This is a genomic window from Pseudomonas sp. Irchel s3a10 (assembly GCF_900187525.1).
GTDB lineage: Bacteria > Pseudomonadota > Gammaproteobacteria > Pseudomonadales > Pseudomonadaceae > Aquipseudomonas > Aquipseudomonas koreensis_G.
Genome location: NZ_FYDR01000015.1, coordinates 46,508 through 63,790 on the forward strand (window position 1 = coordinate 46,508; position 17,283 = coordinate 63,790).

Below are 17,283 nucleotides of genomic sequence, written 5' to 3' on the forward strand. Positions count from 1 at the left end.
TGCCGGCCTCTTCGGGAGCAAGCCCCCTCCCACAGGTCTGGCGGTGTTCAAACAATCGTGTTGGCACCACCGGACACTGTGGGAGGGGGCTTGCTCCCGAAGGCGTCCTATCGGGCGCCGCCGGGTATTGCCGCTTGCGCTGTCCGCAGTTCATGCTTGTTGCCGCGGAACAGCACCAGCGTCGCAATCAACCCCAGCACCGCCGCGCCGCTGAGCCAGATGCCCGGCGCAGCCTTGTTATCCAGCACATGGATCAGATAAGTACACGCTGCCGGCGTAAATCCACCGAACGTCGCAGTTGCGAGACTGTAGGCCAGCGAGAACCCGGTGGTACGCACTTCCACCGGCATGATTTCGGTCAGCGCCACCACCATCGCGCCGTTGTACGAGCCGTACAGGAATGACAGCCACAGTTCGACGATCAGCAAATGACTGAAGCTCGGGTTCGCCACCAGCCACGACAGTGCCGGGTAAGCGGTCAGGATCGCCAGAAGGGTCGCCGCCAGCAGTAGGGGTTTGCGCCCGATCTTGTCGGACACCGCGCCCATCACCGGCAGCCAGAAGAAGTTCGACAGACCGATGCACACCGTCACCAGCAGCGCGTCGAAGTCCGACAGATGCAGTTCGGCTTTGCCGAAAGTCGGGGTGTAGGCAGTGATCAGGTAGAACGAAACAGTGGTCATCACCACCAGCGCCATGCCGGCGATGACGATGCCAAAGTTCTGACCGATCGAGCGGACGATTTCCCGCAGGGTAGGGCGATGCTTACGCGCCTGGAATTCCGGAGTTTCCTCCAGCGAACGACGAATGACGAAGATCACCGGAACGATCATGCAGCCGATCAGGAACGGCACACGCCAGCCCCAGTCACCCATCTGTTCCGGGCTTAGCCAGTGATTGAGGCCAACACCGAGCAGGCCGGCAAACACCACCGCCGCTTGCTGGCTGGCGGACTGCCAACTGACGAAAAATCCCTTGCGGCCCGGCGTGGCGATTTCCGCCAGATAGACCGAAACACCGCCCAACTCGACGCCGGCCGAGAAGCCTTGCAGCAAGCGACCGAACAGTACGATCAGCGGCGCAGCAACGCCGAGGGTGGCGTAGCCCGGCACACAGGCGATAAGCACTGTGCCAGCAGCCATCAACGCCAATGTGATGATCAGGCCTTGGCGACGACCGTGGCGGTCAATATAAGCGCCTAGGAAAATCGCTCCCAATGGACGCATCAGGAAGCCGGCGCCGAAAGTCGCCAGCGAAAGCATCAGCGAGGCGAAGGCGCTGTCGGTGGGAAAGAAGGTCTTGGCGATCGCCGTGGCGTAGAAGCCATAGACCATAAAGTCGAACATCTCGAGAAAATTGCCGCTGACAACGCGAAAAATCGCTTTGCCTTTGCCCGTGGTCGAGGACATTTTCAGTTACTCATTATTGGTTTCTGATGACGCGTTGCATCCGTTGGGGAGCGTGCGGGCCTTTGATCCATAATGGCCGGCGCGCTTTTATGGGGAGATGAAGAATTGTTCACTGGACGGTGGGTTTGGCTTGTGAGTACCGCGGTGGTCCTCGCTGCCTGTGGCAACGGTGATTCCATGGAAAGCTTTGGGGGGCCGACCATGGGCAGCACGTATTCGATCAAGTACGTGCGACGCGAAGGTATTGCCGAACCGGCGCACGTGCGCCGGGAAGTAGAGAGCATCCTCGCGGAAGTGGATCGGCAGATGTCGACCTACCGCAACGACTCCGACATTGAACGCTTCAATGCCTTGCCGGCGAACAACTGTCAGACCATGCCGGCCTCGGTGCTCGAACTGGTTCGCGTCGGCGAACAGCTGTCAGCGCAAAGTGAAGGTTCCTACGACCTGACCGTCGAACCGCTGATGAACCTGTGGGGGTTCGGCCCGCAAGGGCGTGAAGAGAAAGTCCCCGCCCCCGCCGCGCTGGCCGAAACCCTGCAGCAAGTCGGCTACCGCCATTTGCATATCGACGGCGACCGCTTGTGCAAGGACGCCGCTGTCGAAGTTGACTTCAACAGCATCGCCGCCGGTTACGCGGTCGACACCATCGCCGCCCGTCTCGAAACCATGGGCATCCATGACTATCTCGCCGAAGCGACCGGTGAACTGAAGGCCAAAGGCAAGAAGCTCGACGGCTCGGCATGGCGCATCGCGCTGGAGGCGCCGCGTGATGACCAACAGGTGGCCGAACGGATCATTCAGGTCGATGGCTACGGCGTGTCCACGTCCGGTGATTACCGCAACTATTTCCTGCAGGATGGCCGGCGTTATTCCCACACCTTCGATGCGCGGAGCGGGGCGCCAGTCCTACACAACCTGGCGTCAGTCACGGTGATTCATCCTTCAGCGTTGATGGCCGATGGACTATCGACGCTGTTGCTGATTCTCGGGCCTGAAAGGGCTTGGGACTATGCCGAAAAACACGACATTGGTGCATTCTTCGTGATTCGTGCCGATACAGGTTTTGTTATCCGCACCAGTGCAGCTTTCGAGCGCCTCAGTGGCGCAAAAGTTGACTGAAAACAGTACGAAAGCTGGCGTTGTAGTGCAGGCAAAAGTAGCCTACGACGCGACCAAGGGTTAATGTGCGCGGCGTTGACGCTTCTATAGACTGTGTCCGGGTTCTTTACTGACCCCCAATTGTTCCTTCGCGCCGCGATTCGGCGTGATTTAGCCGCAGGTGCTGCTGGCACCGCGGCCTGTTCTGAGGAGTACGCATGGCTGTCTACAACTACGACGTGGTGGTGTTGGGTTCCGGCCCGGCGGGAGAAGGCGCGGCAATGAACGCCGCCAAAGCAGGGCGCAAGGTGGCGATGGTCGACAGCCGTCGCCAGGTCGGCGGTAACTGCACCCACCTCGGTACCATCCCGTCCAAGGCCCTGCGTCACTCGGTGCGGCAGATCATGCAGTTCAACACCAACCCGATGTTCCGGGCGATCGGCGAACCGCGCTGGTTCTCCTTCCCGGACGTGTTGAAAAGCGCTGAAAAGGTTATCTCCAAACAAGTCGCTTCGCGCACTGGCTACTACGCCCGTAACCGCGTCGACGTGTTCTTCGGCACCGGCAGCTTCGCCGACGAGCAAACCATCGAAGTGGTCTGCGCCAACGGTGTGGTCGAGAAGCTGGTGGCCAAGCACATCATCATCGCCACCGGTTCGCGCCCGTATCGTCCGGCGGACATCGATTTCAATCACCCGCGTATCTACGATAGCGACACCATCCTCAGCCTCGGCCACACCCCGCGCAAACTGATCGTTTACGGCGCCGGCGTGATCGGTTGCGAATACGCTTCGATCTTCAGCGGTCTGGGTGTATTGGTTGAACTGGTGGACAACCGTGGTCAGTTGCTGAGCTTCCTCGACTCGGAAATTTCCCAGGCGTTGAGCTATCACTTCAGCAACAACAACATCACCGTACGCCATAACGAAGATTACGATCGTGTTGAAGGCGTCGATAACGGCGTGATCCTGCACCTCAAGTCCGGCAAGAAGATCAAGGCCGACGCCTTGCTCTGGTGCAACGGCCGTACCGGTAACACCGACCAGCTCGGTCTGGAAAACATCGGGGTCAAGGTCAACAGCCGTGGCCAGATCGAAGTCGACGAGGCTTACCGCACCTGCGTGCCGAACATCTACGGCGCCGGCGACGTGATCGGCTGGCCAAGCCTGGCCAGTGCCGCCCACGACCAAGGTCGTTCGGCGGCCGGCAGCATTGTTGATAACGGTAGCTGGCGCTTTGTGAATGACGTGCCGACCGGCATCTACACCATTCCGGAGATCAGCTCGATCGGCAAGAACGAGCAGGAGCTGACCCAGGCCAAGGTGCCGTACGAAGTCGGCAAGGCGTTCTTCAAGAGCATGGCGCGTGCGCAGATCGCCGGCGAGCCGCAAGGCATGCTGAAGATCCTGTTCCACCGTGAAACCCTGGAAGTGCTGGGCGTTCACTGCTTCGGTTATCAGGCGTCGGAGATCGTGCACATCGGTCAGGCGATCATGAGCCAGCCGGGCGAGCTGAACACCCTGAAGTACTTCGTCAACACCACGTTCAACTACCCGACCATGGCCGAAGCCTATCGGGTAGCGGCGTACGACGGCCTCAACCGGCTTTTTTGACGGGCTCCGGCCGGTGGCCTGAGCCGGCCGGGGAGACCGATTTCAGCAATTCTCGAGGGTGGCAGTGGCCAAACCGGGAAAGTCTGTAATCAGGCTGTCAACGCCGAAGTCGGCGAGTCTGCGCATCAGCGCAGGCTCGTTGACGGTCCACACCGACACATGCAGCCCCTGACGCTGCGCCTTCTGCAGGCGTTCCGGCGTACACAGCGTCCAGTTCAAAGCCAGAATCTCGCAGCCATAGCTGGCCGCGACCTTCAGTGGGTCGAGCCAGGCGTATTCGGCCACCAGTCCCCGTGACACGTCCGGCACCAGGTCCAGTGCCGCTTTCAGCACTTCGCGCGAACTCGACGTGATTGTCACCTTGTCCAGCAGGCCGTGGCGCTGAGCCATTTCACGAATTGCCAGCACCGTGGTTGACGCGCGGGTGCGTGAAGCGCTTTTGACTTCAAGCTGCCAGTGCTCGAAATCACACTTCTCGAACAGCTCTTCCAGCGTCGGAATCGGGCACGGCTTGATCCAGCCCGGGCCGCCCTTGCGCGCGTCGTAGGTCACCAGTTCGGCGGCGCTGTGCTCGACCACCTTGCCGCGCCGGTCGGTGGTGCGCTTGAGGGTCGGGTCGTGGATCACCATCAACTCGCCGTCCTTGGACAGGTGCAAGTCAAGTTCGCAACGGCGCACGCCGTGCTTGAGACATTCCTGAAAACTGGTCAGGGTATTTTCCGGTGCTTCGCCCTTGGCGCCGCGGTGGCCGTAGATGAGGGTCACGGTGCTTCCTTAATTTAAATGCCGGATTCGTTCTGTTCACGGGCCAGGCGTCGTTCCTGGGCCTGTTTCTGCAGGATATAGCGGGCGAGCAACTGGCGCTGGGCGTCGGTCAAGTGTTCGAACTCGGTGCCGACGTCGTAGCCGTCGCCCTTGCGGTCGCAATGGGTGACGCGGGCGCGCAGCAGCAGGCCCAACGCCTGGGGCATCAGCACCAGTTTCACCGACAGGTGCGCGCCGGTGGCGATCGGGGTCGGGTGCTGAAAGTCGATCCCGCCTTCGGAGATGATCACCGGTTGTGGCTCGCCGATATGGCCGAGCACGGTCAGGGCGACCACCTGGCTGAGCAGGTCGATGCGTTTGTTCTGGGATTTGAGGAACGCAGCGATCGCCCGGTCGCGCTCGCTGATCTGGCGCAACAGGTGCTGCGACTCGAATTCGCTCAGGTGCAGTTCGCTGAGCAGGTTGAACAGCGGGGAAGCATCCTGCAACACTTCCTGGCCTGCGGCTTCGGGAGCGGACAGGGGCCGAATTTCCAGTGCGATCGTGTCCTCGATACGGTAGTATTCGCGGCGATCTTCTTCATCTAATGTCGACATGGCGAACCCATGGTAGCGGCGGTGGTCTGAGTGTAAAGCTGGTTATCGACCCCCGCCACAAGGACGTTCCTTTTCCCTCCGAACAAGCCCCGACATGTTCAGACCTCTCTTCGTATTTATCGGCACGCGTTATACCCGTGCAAAGCGTCGCAATCATTTTGTGTCATTCATTTCCCTGACTTCGATGATCGGGCTCGCCCTTGGCGTGGTCGTGATGATCGTGGTGCTATCGGTGATGAACGGCTTCGATCATGAAATGCGCACCCGCGTGCTGGGCATGGTGCCCCACGCGACTCTTGAAACCGGCGAACCGATCAACGATTGGCAAAGCCTGGCGACCAAGGTCAAGCAGAACCCGCAGGTGACGGCCGTTGCGCCGTTTACTCAGATGCAGGGTTTGCTGACCAACAACGGCCAGGTGTCCAAGGTGTTGCTCAACGCCATCGACCCCGCGCTCGAACGCAATGTGTCGATCATCGACAACTTCATGAAGCAGGGCAAACTCGACGACCTGACGCCGGGCAGCTTCGGCATCGTCATCGGCGACAAGGCCGCGACCAAGCTCGGCGTAGGCCTGGGTGACAAGGTCACCTTCGTCGCGCCGGAGGTCAGCGTGACCCCGGCCGGGATGTTCCCGCGCATGAAGCGCTTTACCGTGGTCGGCATCTTCCATGTCGGCGCAGGTGAGCTGGACGGCTATCTGGGTGTCACCAACCTGCAGGATCTGGCGAAGATGCACCGCTGGAAGCCTGATCAGGTGCAGGGCATCCGGTTGAAGTTCGATGATCTGTTCCAGGCGCCGCGCGTGGCCTGGACCATCGCCCAGCAGTTGGGCGAAGACCATTACTACGCCCGCGACTGGACCCGTACCCACGGCAACCTGTATCAGGCAATCCGCATGGAAAAAGCCATGATCGGCCTGCTGTTGCTGCTGATCGTCGCAGTGGCTGCGTTCAACATCATTTCCACGCTGGTAATGGTGGTGAATGACAAGAAGAGCGACATCGCCATTCTGCGTACGCTCGGCGCCACACCAGGGACGATCATGCGCACGTTCATGGTGCAGGGCACCGTGATTGGCGTGGTCGGTACGGCGATTGGTGCGGTGCTCGGTATTCTCGCCGCGCTCAACGTCAGTGCGGCGATTTCCGCCCTCGAAGGGCTGATCGGCCACAAGTTCCTCAACGCCGACGTGTATTTCATCGATTACCTGCCGTCGCAGGTGCAGAGCCAGGATGTGGTCATGGTCTGCGCCGCTGCGTTGGTCCTGAGTTTCCTCGCCACCCTGTATCCCGCCTGGCGTGCCGCGCGCACCCAGCCGGCGGAGGCGCTACGTTATGAGTGAGTCGGGCATGAGTGATAAAGCAATCTTGAGCTGCCGCAACCTGGGCAAATCCTACGAGGAAGGCCCGGAGTCGGTACAAGTGTTGGCCGGTCTGCAACTGGAGTTGCACCCGGGCGAGCGTGTGGCGATCGTCGGCAAGTCCGGTTCGGGCAAAAGTACCTTGCTCAACCTGCTGGGCGGTCTCGACACGCCAACCGAGGGCAGCGTCTGGCTCGACGGCGAGGAACTGTCGGCGCTGAGTGAGAAGAAGCGTGGCCTGCTGCGTAACCGTGCCTTGGGGTTCGTGTACCAGTTCCACCACTTGCTGCCGGAATTCACCGCGCTGGAAAACGTCTGCATGCCGCTGCTGATCGGCAAGACCGCGATCCCGGAAGCACGCCAGCGCGCTACCGCGTTGCTGGAGCGCGTGGGGCTGGGCCATCGTCTGGAGCACAAACCGGCCGAGCTGTCCGGTGGCGAACGCCAGCGTGTGGCCATCGCCCGGGCGCTGGTGAACAATCCAGGCCTGGTTATGCTCGACGAGCCAACCGGCAACCTTGATTCGCACACCGCCGAAGGCATCCAGGACTTGATGCTGGAACTCAGCACTTCGATGCGCACGGCGTTCCTGGTGGTGACTCACGACATGAACCTGGCCCGCCAGATGGACCGCGTCCTGCAATTGCAGGAAGGCTGCTTGACCACCATCTGACCGACCGAAACCCGGTGCCTGTGTAAGGCATCGGGTCTTTTATTTTTATACGGTGCCCCAGCGAATGTTCAGACCGTTATCGATCTTTATCGGCACGCGCTATACCCGCGCCAAGCGCCGCAATCGCTTTGTTTCGTTCATCTCGATGACTTCGATGATCGGGCTCGCCCTCGGCGTGCTGGCGATGATCGTGGTGCTGTCGGTGATGAACGGCTTCCAGCGCGAGATGAGCTCGCGCATCCTCGGTATGGTGCCGCACGCGACCATCGTCGGCGTCAAGCCGATCGATGACTGGCAGCCGGTAGCCGCCGCCGCGCTGAAAAATCCTGAAGTGACCGCCGCCGTGCCGTTCACCGAGATGGAAGGCATGCTGTCCTACAAGGGCCTGATGCAGCCGATCCAGATCAGCGGTGTTGATCCGGCTCAGGAAGGCAAGGTGTCAATCGTTGCCCAGCACATTGTGCAGGGGCGTCTCGATGACCTGAAACCGGGCGAGTTCGGAGTGGTGATCGGTGAAATCACCGCGCGCCGCTTCCGTCTCAATGTCGGCGACAAGATCACCCTGATCGTCCCGGAAGTCAGCACCGCACCGGGTGGCATCACCCCGCGCATGCAGCGGCTGAACGTGGTCGGTGTGTTCAAGGTTGGCGCCGAACTGGACGGTTCGATGGGCCTGATCCACGTGGCCGATGCCGCGACCATGCAGCATTGGCAACCGAATCAGGTGCAGAGCGTGCGCCTGGCGGTGAAGGATCTGTACGCCGCGCCGAAAGTCTCCTCGGACATCGCCGCAGGCCTCGGTGCCGAGTTCAAGGCTGACGACTGGACTCACACCCAGGGCAGCCTGTTCAGCGCGATGAAAATGGAAAAAACCATGATCGGCCTGCTGTTGCTGATGATCGTCGCCGTGGCGGCGTTCAACATCATCGCCACGCTGATCATGGTGGTGAACGACAAGGGCGCGGACATCGCGATCCTGCGCACCATCGGCGCCACGCCACGGCAGATCATGGCGATCTTCATGGTGCAGGGCACGGTGATCGGAATTGTCGGCACGCTGATTGGCGGGGTGCTCGGCGTGATCGCGGCGCTGAACGTCAGTGAAATGGTTGGCTGGGTCGAGCGTGTCACCGGGCAGCACATCTTCAGTTCCGACGTGTATTTCGTCAGCAACCTGCCGTCGGAATTGCAGGGCGGGGATGTGCTGTTGATCTGCTCGGCGGGCTTTATTCTGAGCTTCCTGGCGACGGTGTATCCGGCGTTGCGGGCGGCGAAGATCGAGCCGGCTCACGCGCTGAGATATTCCTGAGCTTCAATACCGCCTTCGCGAGCAAGCCCGCTCCCACAGGGGATTTGTGTATGACACAGATCCCCTGTGTGGCTAGCTAACCCCCACAGTGATACAAATTCAGGATTAACGCAGATCCAATGTGGGAGCGAGCTTGCTCGCGAAGGGGCCGGAACTGTCGGCCTCAATCCTTCTTGGGCAACTCAATCACAAACCGCGTCCACCCCGCAGCCGATTCGCAATGAATCTGCCCACCATGCGCGCGGACGATCGATTGGGTAATCGCCAGCCCCAACCCCGCATGCTCACTGCTGCCTTCCTGCCGAGCCGGATCCGCCCGATAAAACCGGTCAAACAGCCGCGGCAACAATTCTGCTGAAATGCCCTCGCCACTGTTCTCCACCGACACCTGCACGGCATCCAGCTGATCGACAATCGACAGCCTCACGCTGCCCGCCGCCGGAGTGAAGCGCAGCGCGTTATCCAGCAGGTTCGACAAGGCCCGGCGCAGCATGCTGCGATCGCCCTCTATACGCGCATGACCTTCGCGGCTCAGCGTCACCCCGGCGTCCTCGGCCAGTGGCGCGAAAAACTCCAGCAACACATCGCTCTCATCCGCCAGCTCCAGCACCTCACGCTTAGGCATCAGCAAACCGTGGTCAGCCTTGGCCAGATAGAGCATGTCGTTGACCAGTTGTGCCATCCATTGCAGTTCTTCGAGGTTGCTGTGCAGGGCTTCGCGGTAATCCTCGAGCGGTCGTGGGCGGGTGAGGGTGACTTGGGTGTGGGTCAGCAAGTTCGACAGCGGTGTGCGCAGTTCATGGGCGATGTCGGCCGAGAACGCTGACAGCCGTTGAAACGAGTCATCGAGGCGTCCGAGCATGGCGTTGAAGCTGTGGGCCATTTCCGCAAGCTCCGGCGGCATTTGCGCTTCCGGTAGTCGGGCATTCAGTGATTGTGCGGAAATCCCACGGGCGACTGCGCTCATACGGCGCAACGGGCGCAAACCGCTGCGCGCGGCCCACGCGCCGAGCAGCGCAGTGGCCAGGGCCGACAAGCCGATGGTCAGCCAGATCAGATGCTGCATGCACTGCAGGAAGTGCTGGTGATGGGTGATGTCCAGCAGCAGCGTCAGTTGCGGCGAATCGGGTTGATCCGGGTGGAGCGGGGCATTGAGCACGCGGTAGTCAGTGCCTTGCTGACTCACGGTCGCCAGGCCGGATTGTTTCGGCAAATCCGTGGGGATCTGCGTCGAACTGTCGTACCAGCGCTGGCCGTCACTGCCGGTAATACGCAGCGCCAGATCGGCCTGACGGCTCAGCTCATCCGCCAGCCGCGCCTCACGCTGAGCGGGTTGCACATCCTGCAAGGCCCGGCGCAGACCGATCAGCTTGCCATCGAGCAATTGCTGATCGAGCTCAATGAAATGCGCCTCGCTGGCACGGTTGAACAGCACCCCGGCGAACAGCGAGACCACGGCAGTGCAGGCGGCAAACAGCAAGGCCAGACGAGAACTCAGGGACAGGCGACGCATCAGGCCGGACGCTCTTCAAGCACGTAACCCATGCCGCGCACGGTGTGGATCAGTTTGTTGGGGAAGTCATCGTCGATCTTCAGGCGCAGGCGGCGGATCGCGACTTCGATCACATTGGTGTCGCTGTCGAAGTTCATGTCCCAGACCTGCGAGGCAATCAGCGATTTTGGCAGCACTTCACCCTGGCGGCGCAGAAGCATTTCCAGCAGGGCAAATTCCTTGGCGGTCAGATCGATGCGCTGGCCATTGCGTTCGACCCGGCGGCGAATCAGGTCCAGACGCAGGTCGGCCAGTTGCAGGCTGGTTTCCTGCGGCGTCGCGCTGCCCCGGCGCAGCAGGCTGCGCACCCGTGCCAGCAATTCGGAAAAGGCGAAGGGTTTGACCAGATAATCGTCGGCGCCGAGTTCGAGGCCGTGCACCCGGTCTTCCACGGCGTCTTTGGCGGTGAGAAACAGCACCGGCGTGTCGAGGCCGGCGCTGCGCACCGCCTGCAGAATCTGCCAGCCACTGCGCCCGGGCAGCATCACGTCGAGGATCAACAGCGCATAATCACCGCTCAACGCCAGTTGCTGACCGCTGACGCCGTCGGCCACCAGTTCCGTGTTGAAGCCGGCCTCGGTCAGGCCCTGGCGCAGGTAGTGGCCGGTTTTCGGTTGGTCTTCGACGATCAGCAGTTTCATGGGCGGCTCGGATTGTAGGAACAAAAGCGTTATACCGTGGGAGCAGGCGACACGCGCCAACCTGACAAAGTTGTAATCTGCCTGTCAGGTAGCTGCCAGCGCACGCGGGCTAGAGTTTCCCACAGGCTGAACCTTATCTTGTTGGAGTATGACTATGTTTTTGCGCAACCCTCTGGCCGTTGCCGCCTGTTTGCTGGCGCTGAGTTCACCTGTCTGGGCCGCGCCCGCGCACAGCTATGACTTCGGCCAGCCAGCCCCGGCGGCCCAGGCCACCCGCAGCATCGAGGTGGTGCTGAACGACATGTCGTTCGAGCCCAAGGCGATTCAGGTAAAGGCCGGTGAGACGGTTCGCTTTGTGCTGGTGAATAAAGGTCAGTTGCTGCACGAATTCAACCTCGGTGACGCGGCGATGCATGCCCGACACCAGCAGGAAATGTTGCAGATGCAGCAAAGCGGCATGCTCACGCCTACCGGCATGAAAGAAATGTCCCACGACATGGCAGGCATGGATCACGGCAGCATGGGCCACGGCATGAAGCACGACGACCCTAACAGCGTGCTGGTCGAGCCGGGCAAGAGCGCCGAGCTGACCTGGACTTTCAGCAAAGCCACCAGTCTGGAATTTGCCTGCAATATTCCCGGCCACTACCAGGCGGGCATGGTCGGCAAACTGACTGTCAGTCAGTAAGCACTCAAAGGCGGGCACAAAGGCTGATAGAATCCGCTGATTATTCAGTCAGGTTTCCGCCATGCATCCCGCAGCCGAACATTCGCCGCTGGGCAAATCCAGCGAATACATCGCCACGTACACGCCGTCCTTGCTGTTCCCGATTCCGCGCACCGCGAAATGGGCCGAACTGGGGCTGACCGCCGAAACCCTGCCGTATAAAGGTGTGGATTTCTGGAACTGCTTTGAGCTGTCGTGGCTGTTGCCCTCGGGCAAACCGGTCGTGGCGATCGGTGAATTCAGTATCCCGGCCGATTCGCCGAACATCATCGAATCGAAGTCGTTCAAGCTGTACCTGAACTCGCTGAACCAGACTTCGTTTGCCGACACCGCCAGCCTGGAAGCGACGCTGGTCAAGGACCTGTCGGCCGCTGCCGGCAAACCGGTCGGCGTACGTGTACGCAGCCTGAAGGACGTCGAAGCCGAAGGTGTCGTGGCGTTGCCGGGCGTGTGCATTGATGATCTGGACATCAGCGTCAGCAACTATGAGCATCCGCGTCCGGAGCTGCTGCGCTGCGATGATTCGCGGATTGTCGAAGAGAGCGTGCACAGCCATCTGCTCAAATCCAACTGCCCGGTGACCAGTCAGCCGGACTGGGGCAGTGTGGTGGTGGAATATCGCGGTGCGGCGCTGGATCACGCCAGTCTGCTGGAATACATCGTCAGCTTCCGCCAGCACTCGGACTTCCACGAACAGTGCGTGGAGCGGATCTTCCTCGACCTGCAGCGCCTGCTGAAGCCGGAGAAGCTCACGGTGTTTGCACGCTATGTGCGTCGTGGCGGGCTGGATATCAATCCGTATCGCAGCACCGAGACTGCGCAACTGCCGAACCATCGCCTTGTGCGCCAATGAATAACCCCTGTAGGAGTGAGCCTGCTCGCGATAGCGGACTGACATTCAACATTGATGTCGACTGATACACCGTTATCGCGAGCAGGCTCACTCCTACAAGGGATCGCGTTTCAAATTGTGGAAATGAAAAAGCCCTGCCATCGCTGGCAGGGCTTTTTGCATTTCAGCGCAGCGCAGTCAAATGCCCATGCTACCCAGCGCATTAACGATATTGCGCAGGGTGCCGGCAATGGCCGGGTGTTCGAGTTCGAAGCGCTCCACCGCCAGGTTCACACCGTCGGCGATGTTGGTGTCGGGCACGGCTTCTTCCTGTTTGATTCGCGATTCGATCTGCGCCATCAGCGCATGCAGATCTTCACGTTCAGCTTCGGACAACGGCGGATTCTGCTCCAGTTGCTCGCGCAGGGTATTGAGCTGTTCTTGAAGTTCACGGGCGGGCATGGTGGTTTCCTTTTATCAAGAGGCACTGGCATTGACCGCAGCCGCGCGCCAAAGGTCTATGGCTGACCTTTAGATTAATCCACTCTGCTGCAACCTGCATGATCCCGGTCAGGGCTTTTCGCCCTTGAGGCGGCGCAGGTTAATGTCGGCCAGGCAGGTGTCGAGTTCGCCCAGATGATCAATCACCGAATGCACGCCCAGCCCGAACAACTGCAGGGTTGCCTTGCCGCGTCGTTGGTCGCGTTCGTTCTGGCTCAGCGCTTGCCACTCGCTCGGCGACAGGCCGCACAGCGAACCGCAGGACGCCAGGCCGATGGTCCATAGCCCGGCGTTAAGGCCCGATTGCAGCAGGCGCGGCTCGCCGCTGACCAGAACGCAACCGTCCAGGCTGCCGACATTTAAATTCATCAGGGCTTGCCAGCAGGCATTCGGCGCGGGCCATGGATTGATTGTTGCCGAATGTTGCGCAGGTTTGATTGACGCTGGCAGTGCGGCCGACAACGATTGGGCGAGGGCAGGGGGCAGGTCATCCAGCCAGGCGCAGGGAATCTGCTGGCGCTGCAAGCTGTGCAGACTCTCAAGCGCGCCTGGCGTGGCCTCGGTATGTTCGGGCAAGGCGATCGTCTGTTGCCGGGCGCGCGCACCGAAATCCACCAGACAGCCGCTGAGTCCGAACAGTACGGCTGTCAGGCCGGGCGCGGCGAGGGGCAAGGTTTCGGCATGTGACATGGCTACGTCCCTGAAATAGCGATTAGGCTAGTCATTCCAGGTGACAGTTGCGTGACTGCTATGTGACGCGCGGTGTGGGAAGCCTCCTACAACTTTGCACAATTGGCCGACTGTCCAAACAGGCTTTTGCGCTTATACTAGCGGCCTTAATGCCCGGGCTCCGATGTCCGCGACAGTACAAATCCAAGGAGTTTTTCTATGCGCTGGAGCTATCCGCTCGCTCAGCTAAGTGTATGTGCCGGTCTGTTGCTGGCGCCGTTCGCCACTCAGGCGGCAACGGAAGAAGACCCTTGGGAAAGCGTCAACCGCCCGATCTTCCAGTTCAACGACTTCGTTGACACCTATGCGCTGAAGCCTCTGGCGCAGGGCTATGAGTTTGTGACGCCGCAGTTCCTCGAAGACGGCATCCACAACATGTTCCGCAACGTCGGTGATGTCACCAACCTTGCCAACAACATCCTGCAGGCCAAGCCCGCTGCCGCTGGCGTCGACACCGCTCGCCTGATCTTCAACACCACTTTCGGCCTGCTCGGTTTCTTCGACGTCGGCACCAAGATGGGCCTGAACCGCAGCGATGAAGACTTCGGCCAGACCCTCGGCTACTGGGGCGTCGGCAGCGGTCCTTATGTGATGCTGCCGCTGATGGGCCCAAGCACCCTGCGTGACGCGCCGTCGAAATACGTCGACAGCTTCACCGGGATGTACCGCTACATCGACGACGTGCCGACGCGTAACTCGATCTTCGGCCTGAACATCGTCGACACTCGCACCAGCCTGCTGTCGAGCGAGAAGCTGATCAGCGGCGACAAGTACACCTTCATCCGCAACGCTTACTTGCAGAACCGCGAGTTCAAAGTGAAGGATGGCCAGGTCGAAGACGATTTTTAATCTCGACCGATGACAAGGAGGCGGCCCATGAGGCCGCCTTTTTTGTGTGCGCTTATTTCATCTTCAGAATGGTCAGGCCGAGCTTCTGGCTGGCGCCGTCCTGGGACTTGACCCAGACCACTTCGGTCTCCGCCTCCAGCCCGCTCAGCGCCGCATGATCGGAATCGATGCGCACGCTCAAACGGTCACCGACCGCGAACTGGCGCGGTGCTTCGACCTGCATGCCGCTGCTGGAGAGGTCGATGCACACGCCGGCGATCTCATCACCTTCATGAATCAACACCACATCGGCATCGACCCGCATGCGGATGAAATCGCGCTTTTCGCTGTAGTCCCGACCGGTTTGACTCATGGCTTCGACCTTCCATTGGGTTACGGTTTGAGCTGTTCTTATAACTCTCGGTGATTTGACAAGTAAAGTCGTCAAGCGACCATCGGCGCATGCTTGAAACGCCCCGCGGATGGGAGTACCGTCTGCGCCTTAGAAGGGCACCTCTGGTGCAATCGCGTTCCGGCTCAATGCTCGAAAGCGGTGCAGCAGAGAGGCTAGAAAGCGAATCCAGTAGTCTGAGCCGGGCCAATGCCCCGCCTGCTACGCCAACCTAATTCTGGCGCCGTTTGCCCACATGCCAAAAACCAGTGCCACGCTGCTGATAATCGATGATGACGAAGTAGTGCGCGCGAGCCTCGCGGCCTATTTGGAAGACAGTGGTTTCAGCGTCCTGCAGGCCAGCAACGGCCAACAGGGTCTTCAGGTATTCGAGCAAGACAAGCCCGACTTGGTCATCTGCGATCTGCGCATGCCGCAGATGGGCGGTCTCGAACTCATCCGTCAGGTCACCGAGCGCTCACCGCAAACGCCGATGATCGTCGTTTCGGGTGCCGGCGTGATGAACGACGCGGTCGAGGCGCTGCGCCTCGGTGCGGCGGACTACCTGATCAAGCCTCTCGAAGACCTGGCCGTGCTCGAGCATTCGGTGCGTCGCGCGCTGGATCGTGCGCGCCTGTTGCTGGAGAACCAGCGCTACCGCGAGAAGCTGGAGAAGGCCAACCGCGAGCTCGAAGCCAGCCTGAACCTGCTCCAGGAAGACCAGAACGCCGGTCGCCAGGTGCAGATGAACATGCTGCCGGAAAGCCCGTGGCGCATCGACGAGTTCCAGTTTGCCCACCAGATCATCCCGTCGTTGTACCTGTCGGGTGATTTTGTCGACTACTTCCGTGTCGATGAGCGTCGGGTGGCGTTCTACCTGGCCGACGTATCGGGGCATGGCGCCTCTTCAGCGTTCGTCACGGTGCTGCTGAAGTTCATGACCACGCGCCTGCTGTTCGAGTCCAAGCGCAACGGCACGTTGCCAGAATTCAAGCCTTCGGAAGTCCTTGGTCATATCAACCGGGGGCTGATCAGTTGTAAGCTGGGCAAACACGTCACAATGGTCGGTGGAGTCATCGACGAGGAGACCGGTTTGTTGACCTATAGCATCGGCGGCCATCTGCCGTTGCCTGTGTTGTACACGCCTGACAGTGTTCGTTACCTCGAAGGCCGCGGTTTGCCGGTGGGCCTTTTCAACGAGGCCACCTACGAAGATCACGTGCTTGAGCTGCCACCGACGTTCAGCCTGACGCTGATGTCTGACGGTATTCTGGATCTATTGCCAGAACCTACGCTCAAAGATAAAGAAGCCGCTTTGCCCCAACGGGTGAAGGCGGCGGGCGGCAGCCTGGATGGTCTGCGGCAAGTGTTTGGATTGGCCACGCTAGGGGAGATGCCGGATGATATCGCCCTGTTGGTGTTGAGCAGGAACCTTCAATGAGTACCGGTAGAATCCAGTTCGCCGAGCAGGACGGCACCTTCGTCCTGAAGTTCGTCGGTGAAGTTCGCCTGACCCTGTGTTCGGCGTTGGATGCGACTATTGAGAAAATCTTCACCGCGTTGAATTTCAACGCGATCGTGATCGATTTGACCGAAACCCGCAGCATCGACAGCACCACCCTGGGCCTGCTGGCCAAGCTGTCGATCCTGTCGCGGCAAAAGGTCGGCCTGCTGCCGACCGTCGTCACCACCCACGAAGACATCACCCGTCTGCTGCAGTCGATGGGCTTCGAGCAGGTGTTCAACATCGTCAACCACCCGGTGCCGTGCCCCGAGTGCCTGGACGACCTGCCGGATCAGGATCAGTCAGAAGAAGTGGTGCGGATCAAGGTGCTCGAAGCGCACAAGATCCTCATGGGCCTGAACGACTCCAATCGTGAAGCCTTCCATGATCTGGTGAATGCCCTCGAGCGACATTGATGGCCTGAAATGTGGGTAGGGCCTGCTGGCCCTATCGCGAGCAGGCTCACTCCTACAGGGTTTCTCATTCGACGCATAATCTTGAGTAATCCACAGATCCACTGTAGGAGTGAGCCTGCTCGCGATAGCTCTCGCCAAAACACTAATAATCCAGCAGGCACAAAAAAAGGGCGAACCCAACCGGGTTCGCCCTTTTTGCATTTCAGTGTCCCGTCCTGAATAAGGTTTACACCTTCTGATCTGTTTTTCAGGAGGACGTAATGGAATCAGCAAAAAGGCGTAGTCAGCGAGACTACACGCTGACCTTTAAATTGTCGGTCGTCGATCAGGTCG

18 protein-coding genes are annotated in these 17,283 nt (G+C 60.2%); 10 read left to right on the forward strand and 8 right to left on the reverse strand.

Translation table 11 applies throughout. From position 1 onward, the window contains the following. Positions 1-107 precede the first annotated feature (107 nt). Entirely contained in the window at positions 108-1,409 is a 1,302-nt protein-coding gene (locus tag CKW11_RS26460) for an MFS transporter (RefSeq protein ID WP_095140041.1), read from the reverse strand. A 72-nt stretch (positions 1,410-1,481) separates the two neighbouring features. On the opposite strand from CKW11_RS26460, the gene CKW11_RS26465 reads away from it, so the two are divergent. Further along, on the forward strand, positions 1,482-2,531 hold the full coding sequence (locus CKW11_RS26465) for an FAD:protein FMN transferase (protein WP_177440044.1): 1,050 nt from the start codon (positions 1,482-1,484) through the stop codon (positions 2,529-2,531). Positions 2,532-2,728: 197 nt separating this feature from the next. Further along, on the forward strand, positions 2,729-4,123 hold the full coding sequence (gene sthA, locus CKW11_RS26470) for a Si-specific NAD(P)(+) transhydrogenase (RefSeq protein ID WP_003226580.1): 1,395 nt from the start codon (positions 2,729-2,731) through the stop codon (positions 4,121-4,123). Between the two features lie 42 nt (positions 4,124-4,165). Here sthA and CKW11_RS26475 read toward each other — a convergent pair whose 3' ends face one another. Both CKW11_RS26475 and CKW11_RS26480 read right to left on the reverse strand, forming a co-directional pair. Then, positions 4,166-4,888 carry a glycerophosphodiester phosphodiesterase gene (locus CKW11_RS26475; RefSeq protein ID WP_095140042.1) on the reverse strand — a complete coding sequence of 241 codons (723 nt, stop codon included), beginning with the start codon at positions 4,886-4,888 and terminating at the stop codon, positions 4,166-4,168. Between the two features lie 14 nt (positions 4,889-4,902). Next, complete coding sequence (locus CKW11_RS26480; protein ID WP_039772787.1) at positions 4,903-5,484, reverse strand: PilZ domain-containing protein; 582 nt, start codon at positions 5,482-5,484, stop codon at positions 4,903-4,905. Between the two features lie 94 nt (positions 5,485-5,578). On the opposite strand from CKW11_RS26480, the gene CKW11_RS26485 reads away from it, so the two are divergent. The 3 genes from CKW11_RS26485 (at position 5,579) to CKW11_RS26495 (ending at position 8,829) form a co-directional block, all read left to right on the forward strand. Next, positions 5,579-6,829 carry a lipoprotein-releasing ABC transporter permease subunit gene (locus CKW11_RS26485; protein WP_095140043.1) on the forward strand — a complete coding sequence of 417 codons (1,251 nt, stop codon included), beginning with the start codon at positions 5,579-5,581 and terminating at the stop codon, positions 6,827-6,829. Between the two features lie 7 nt (positions 6,830-6,836). Then, a complete protein-coding gene (gene lolD, locus CKW11_RS26490) occupies positions 6,837-7,520 on the forward strand; it encodes a lipoprotein-releasing ABC transporter ATP-binding protein LolD (protein WP_177327499.1) in 684 nt (227 codons plus the stop codon). Positions 7,521-7,584: 64 nt separating this feature from the next. Further along, positions 7,585-8,829: a lipoprotein-releasing ABC transporter permease subunit gene (locus CKW11_RS26495; protein WP_041068958.1), complete on the forward strand. Its 1,245-nt coding sequence runs from the start codon at positions 7,585-7,587 to the stop codon at positions 8,827-8,829. A 163-nt stretch (positions 8,830-8,992) separates the two neighbouring features. Here the strand turns inward: CKW11_RS26495 and CKW11_RS26500 are convergent, their stop codons facing one another. Together CKW11_RS26500 and CKW11_RS26505 are read right to left on the reverse strand one after the other, a co-directional pair. Continuing rightward, positions 8,993-10,342 (reverse strand): heavy metal sensor histidine kinase, encoded by a 1,350-nt coding sequence (locus tag CKW11_RS26500; RefSeq protein ID WP_095140044.1) that lies wholly within the window; start codon positions 10,340-10,342, stop codon positions 8,993-8,995. Continuing rightward, positions 10,342-11,022, reverse strand: coding sequence for a heavy metal response regulator transcription factor (locus CKW11_RS26505; RefSeq protein ID WP_095140045.1), 681 nt, complete (start codon positions 11,020-11,022; stop codon positions 10,342-10,344). Before CKW11_RS26505 ends, CKW11_RS26500 begins: the two co-directional genes overlap by 1 nt. 154 nt (positions 11,023-11,176) lie before the next feature. On the opposite strand from CKW11_RS26505, the gene CKW11_RS26510 reads away from it, so the two are divergent. Both CKW11_RS26510 and queF read left to right on the forward strand, forming a co-directional pair. Then, entirely contained in the window at positions 11,177-11,710 is a 534-nt protein-coding gene (locus tag CKW11_RS26510) for a plastocyanin/azurin family copper-binding protein (RefSeq protein WP_095140046.1), read from the forward strand. A 61-nt stretch (positions 11,711-11,771) separates the two neighbouring features. Further along, positions 11,772-12,602, forward strand: a complete 831-nt coding sequence (gene queF, locus CKW11_RS26515; protein ID WP_095140047.1) for an NADPH-dependent 7-cyano-7-deazaguanine reductase QueF — start codon at positions 11,772-11,774, stop codon at positions 12,600-12,602. 177 nt (positions 12,603-12,779) lie between these two features. On the opposite strand, the gene CKW11_RS26520 is transcribed toward queF, so the two are convergent. Together CKW11_RS26520 and CKW11_RS26525 are read right to left on the reverse strand one after the other, a co-directional pair. After that, entirely contained in the window at positions 12,780-13,043 is a 264-nt protein-coding gene (locus tag CKW11_RS26520) for a DUF4404 family protein (RefSeq protein WP_095140048.1), read from the reverse strand. A 108-nt stretch (positions 13,044-13,151) separates the two neighbouring features. Then, on the reverse strand, positions 13,152-13,772 hold the full coding sequence (locus tag CKW11_RS26525) for a phosphatase (protein ID WP_095140049.1): 621 nt from the start codon (positions 13,770-13,772) through the stop codon (positions 13,152-13,154). Between the two features lie 198 nt (positions 13,773-13,970). Between CKW11_RS26525 and CKW11_RS26530 the strand changes: the two genes are divergently transcribed. After that, entirely contained in the window at positions 13,971-14,660 is a 690-nt protein-coding gene (locus CKW11_RS26530; protein ID WP_095140050.1) for a VacJ family lipoprotein, read from the forward strand. A 52-nt stretch (positions 14,661-14,712) separates the two neighbouring features. On the opposite strand, the gene CKW11_RS26535 is transcribed toward CKW11_RS26530, so the two are convergent. Then, complete coding sequence (locus CKW11_RS26535; protein ID WP_095140051.1) at positions 14,713-15,012, reverse strand: PilZ domain-containing protein; 300 nt, start codon at positions 15,010-15,012, stop codon at positions 14,713-14,715. A gap of 274 nt (positions 15,013-15,286) precedes the next feature. Between CKW11_RS26535 and rssB the strand changes: the two genes are divergently transcribed. Beyond that, on the forward strand, positions 15,287-16,471 hold the full coding sequence (gene rssB / locus CKW11_RS26540) for a two-component system response regulator RssB (protein ID WP_095140052.1): 1,185 nt from the start codon (positions 15,287-15,289) through the stop codon (positions 16,469-16,471). Continuing rightward, positions 16,468-16,950, forward strand: coding sequence for an anti-sigma factor antagonist RssC (rssC, locus tag CKW11_RS26545; protein WP_003226553.1), 483 nt, complete (start codon positions 16,468-16,470; stop codon positions 16,948-16,950). Before rssB ends, rssC begins: the two co-directional genes overlap by 4 nt. Positions 16,951-17,283: the final 333 nt, after the last annotated feature.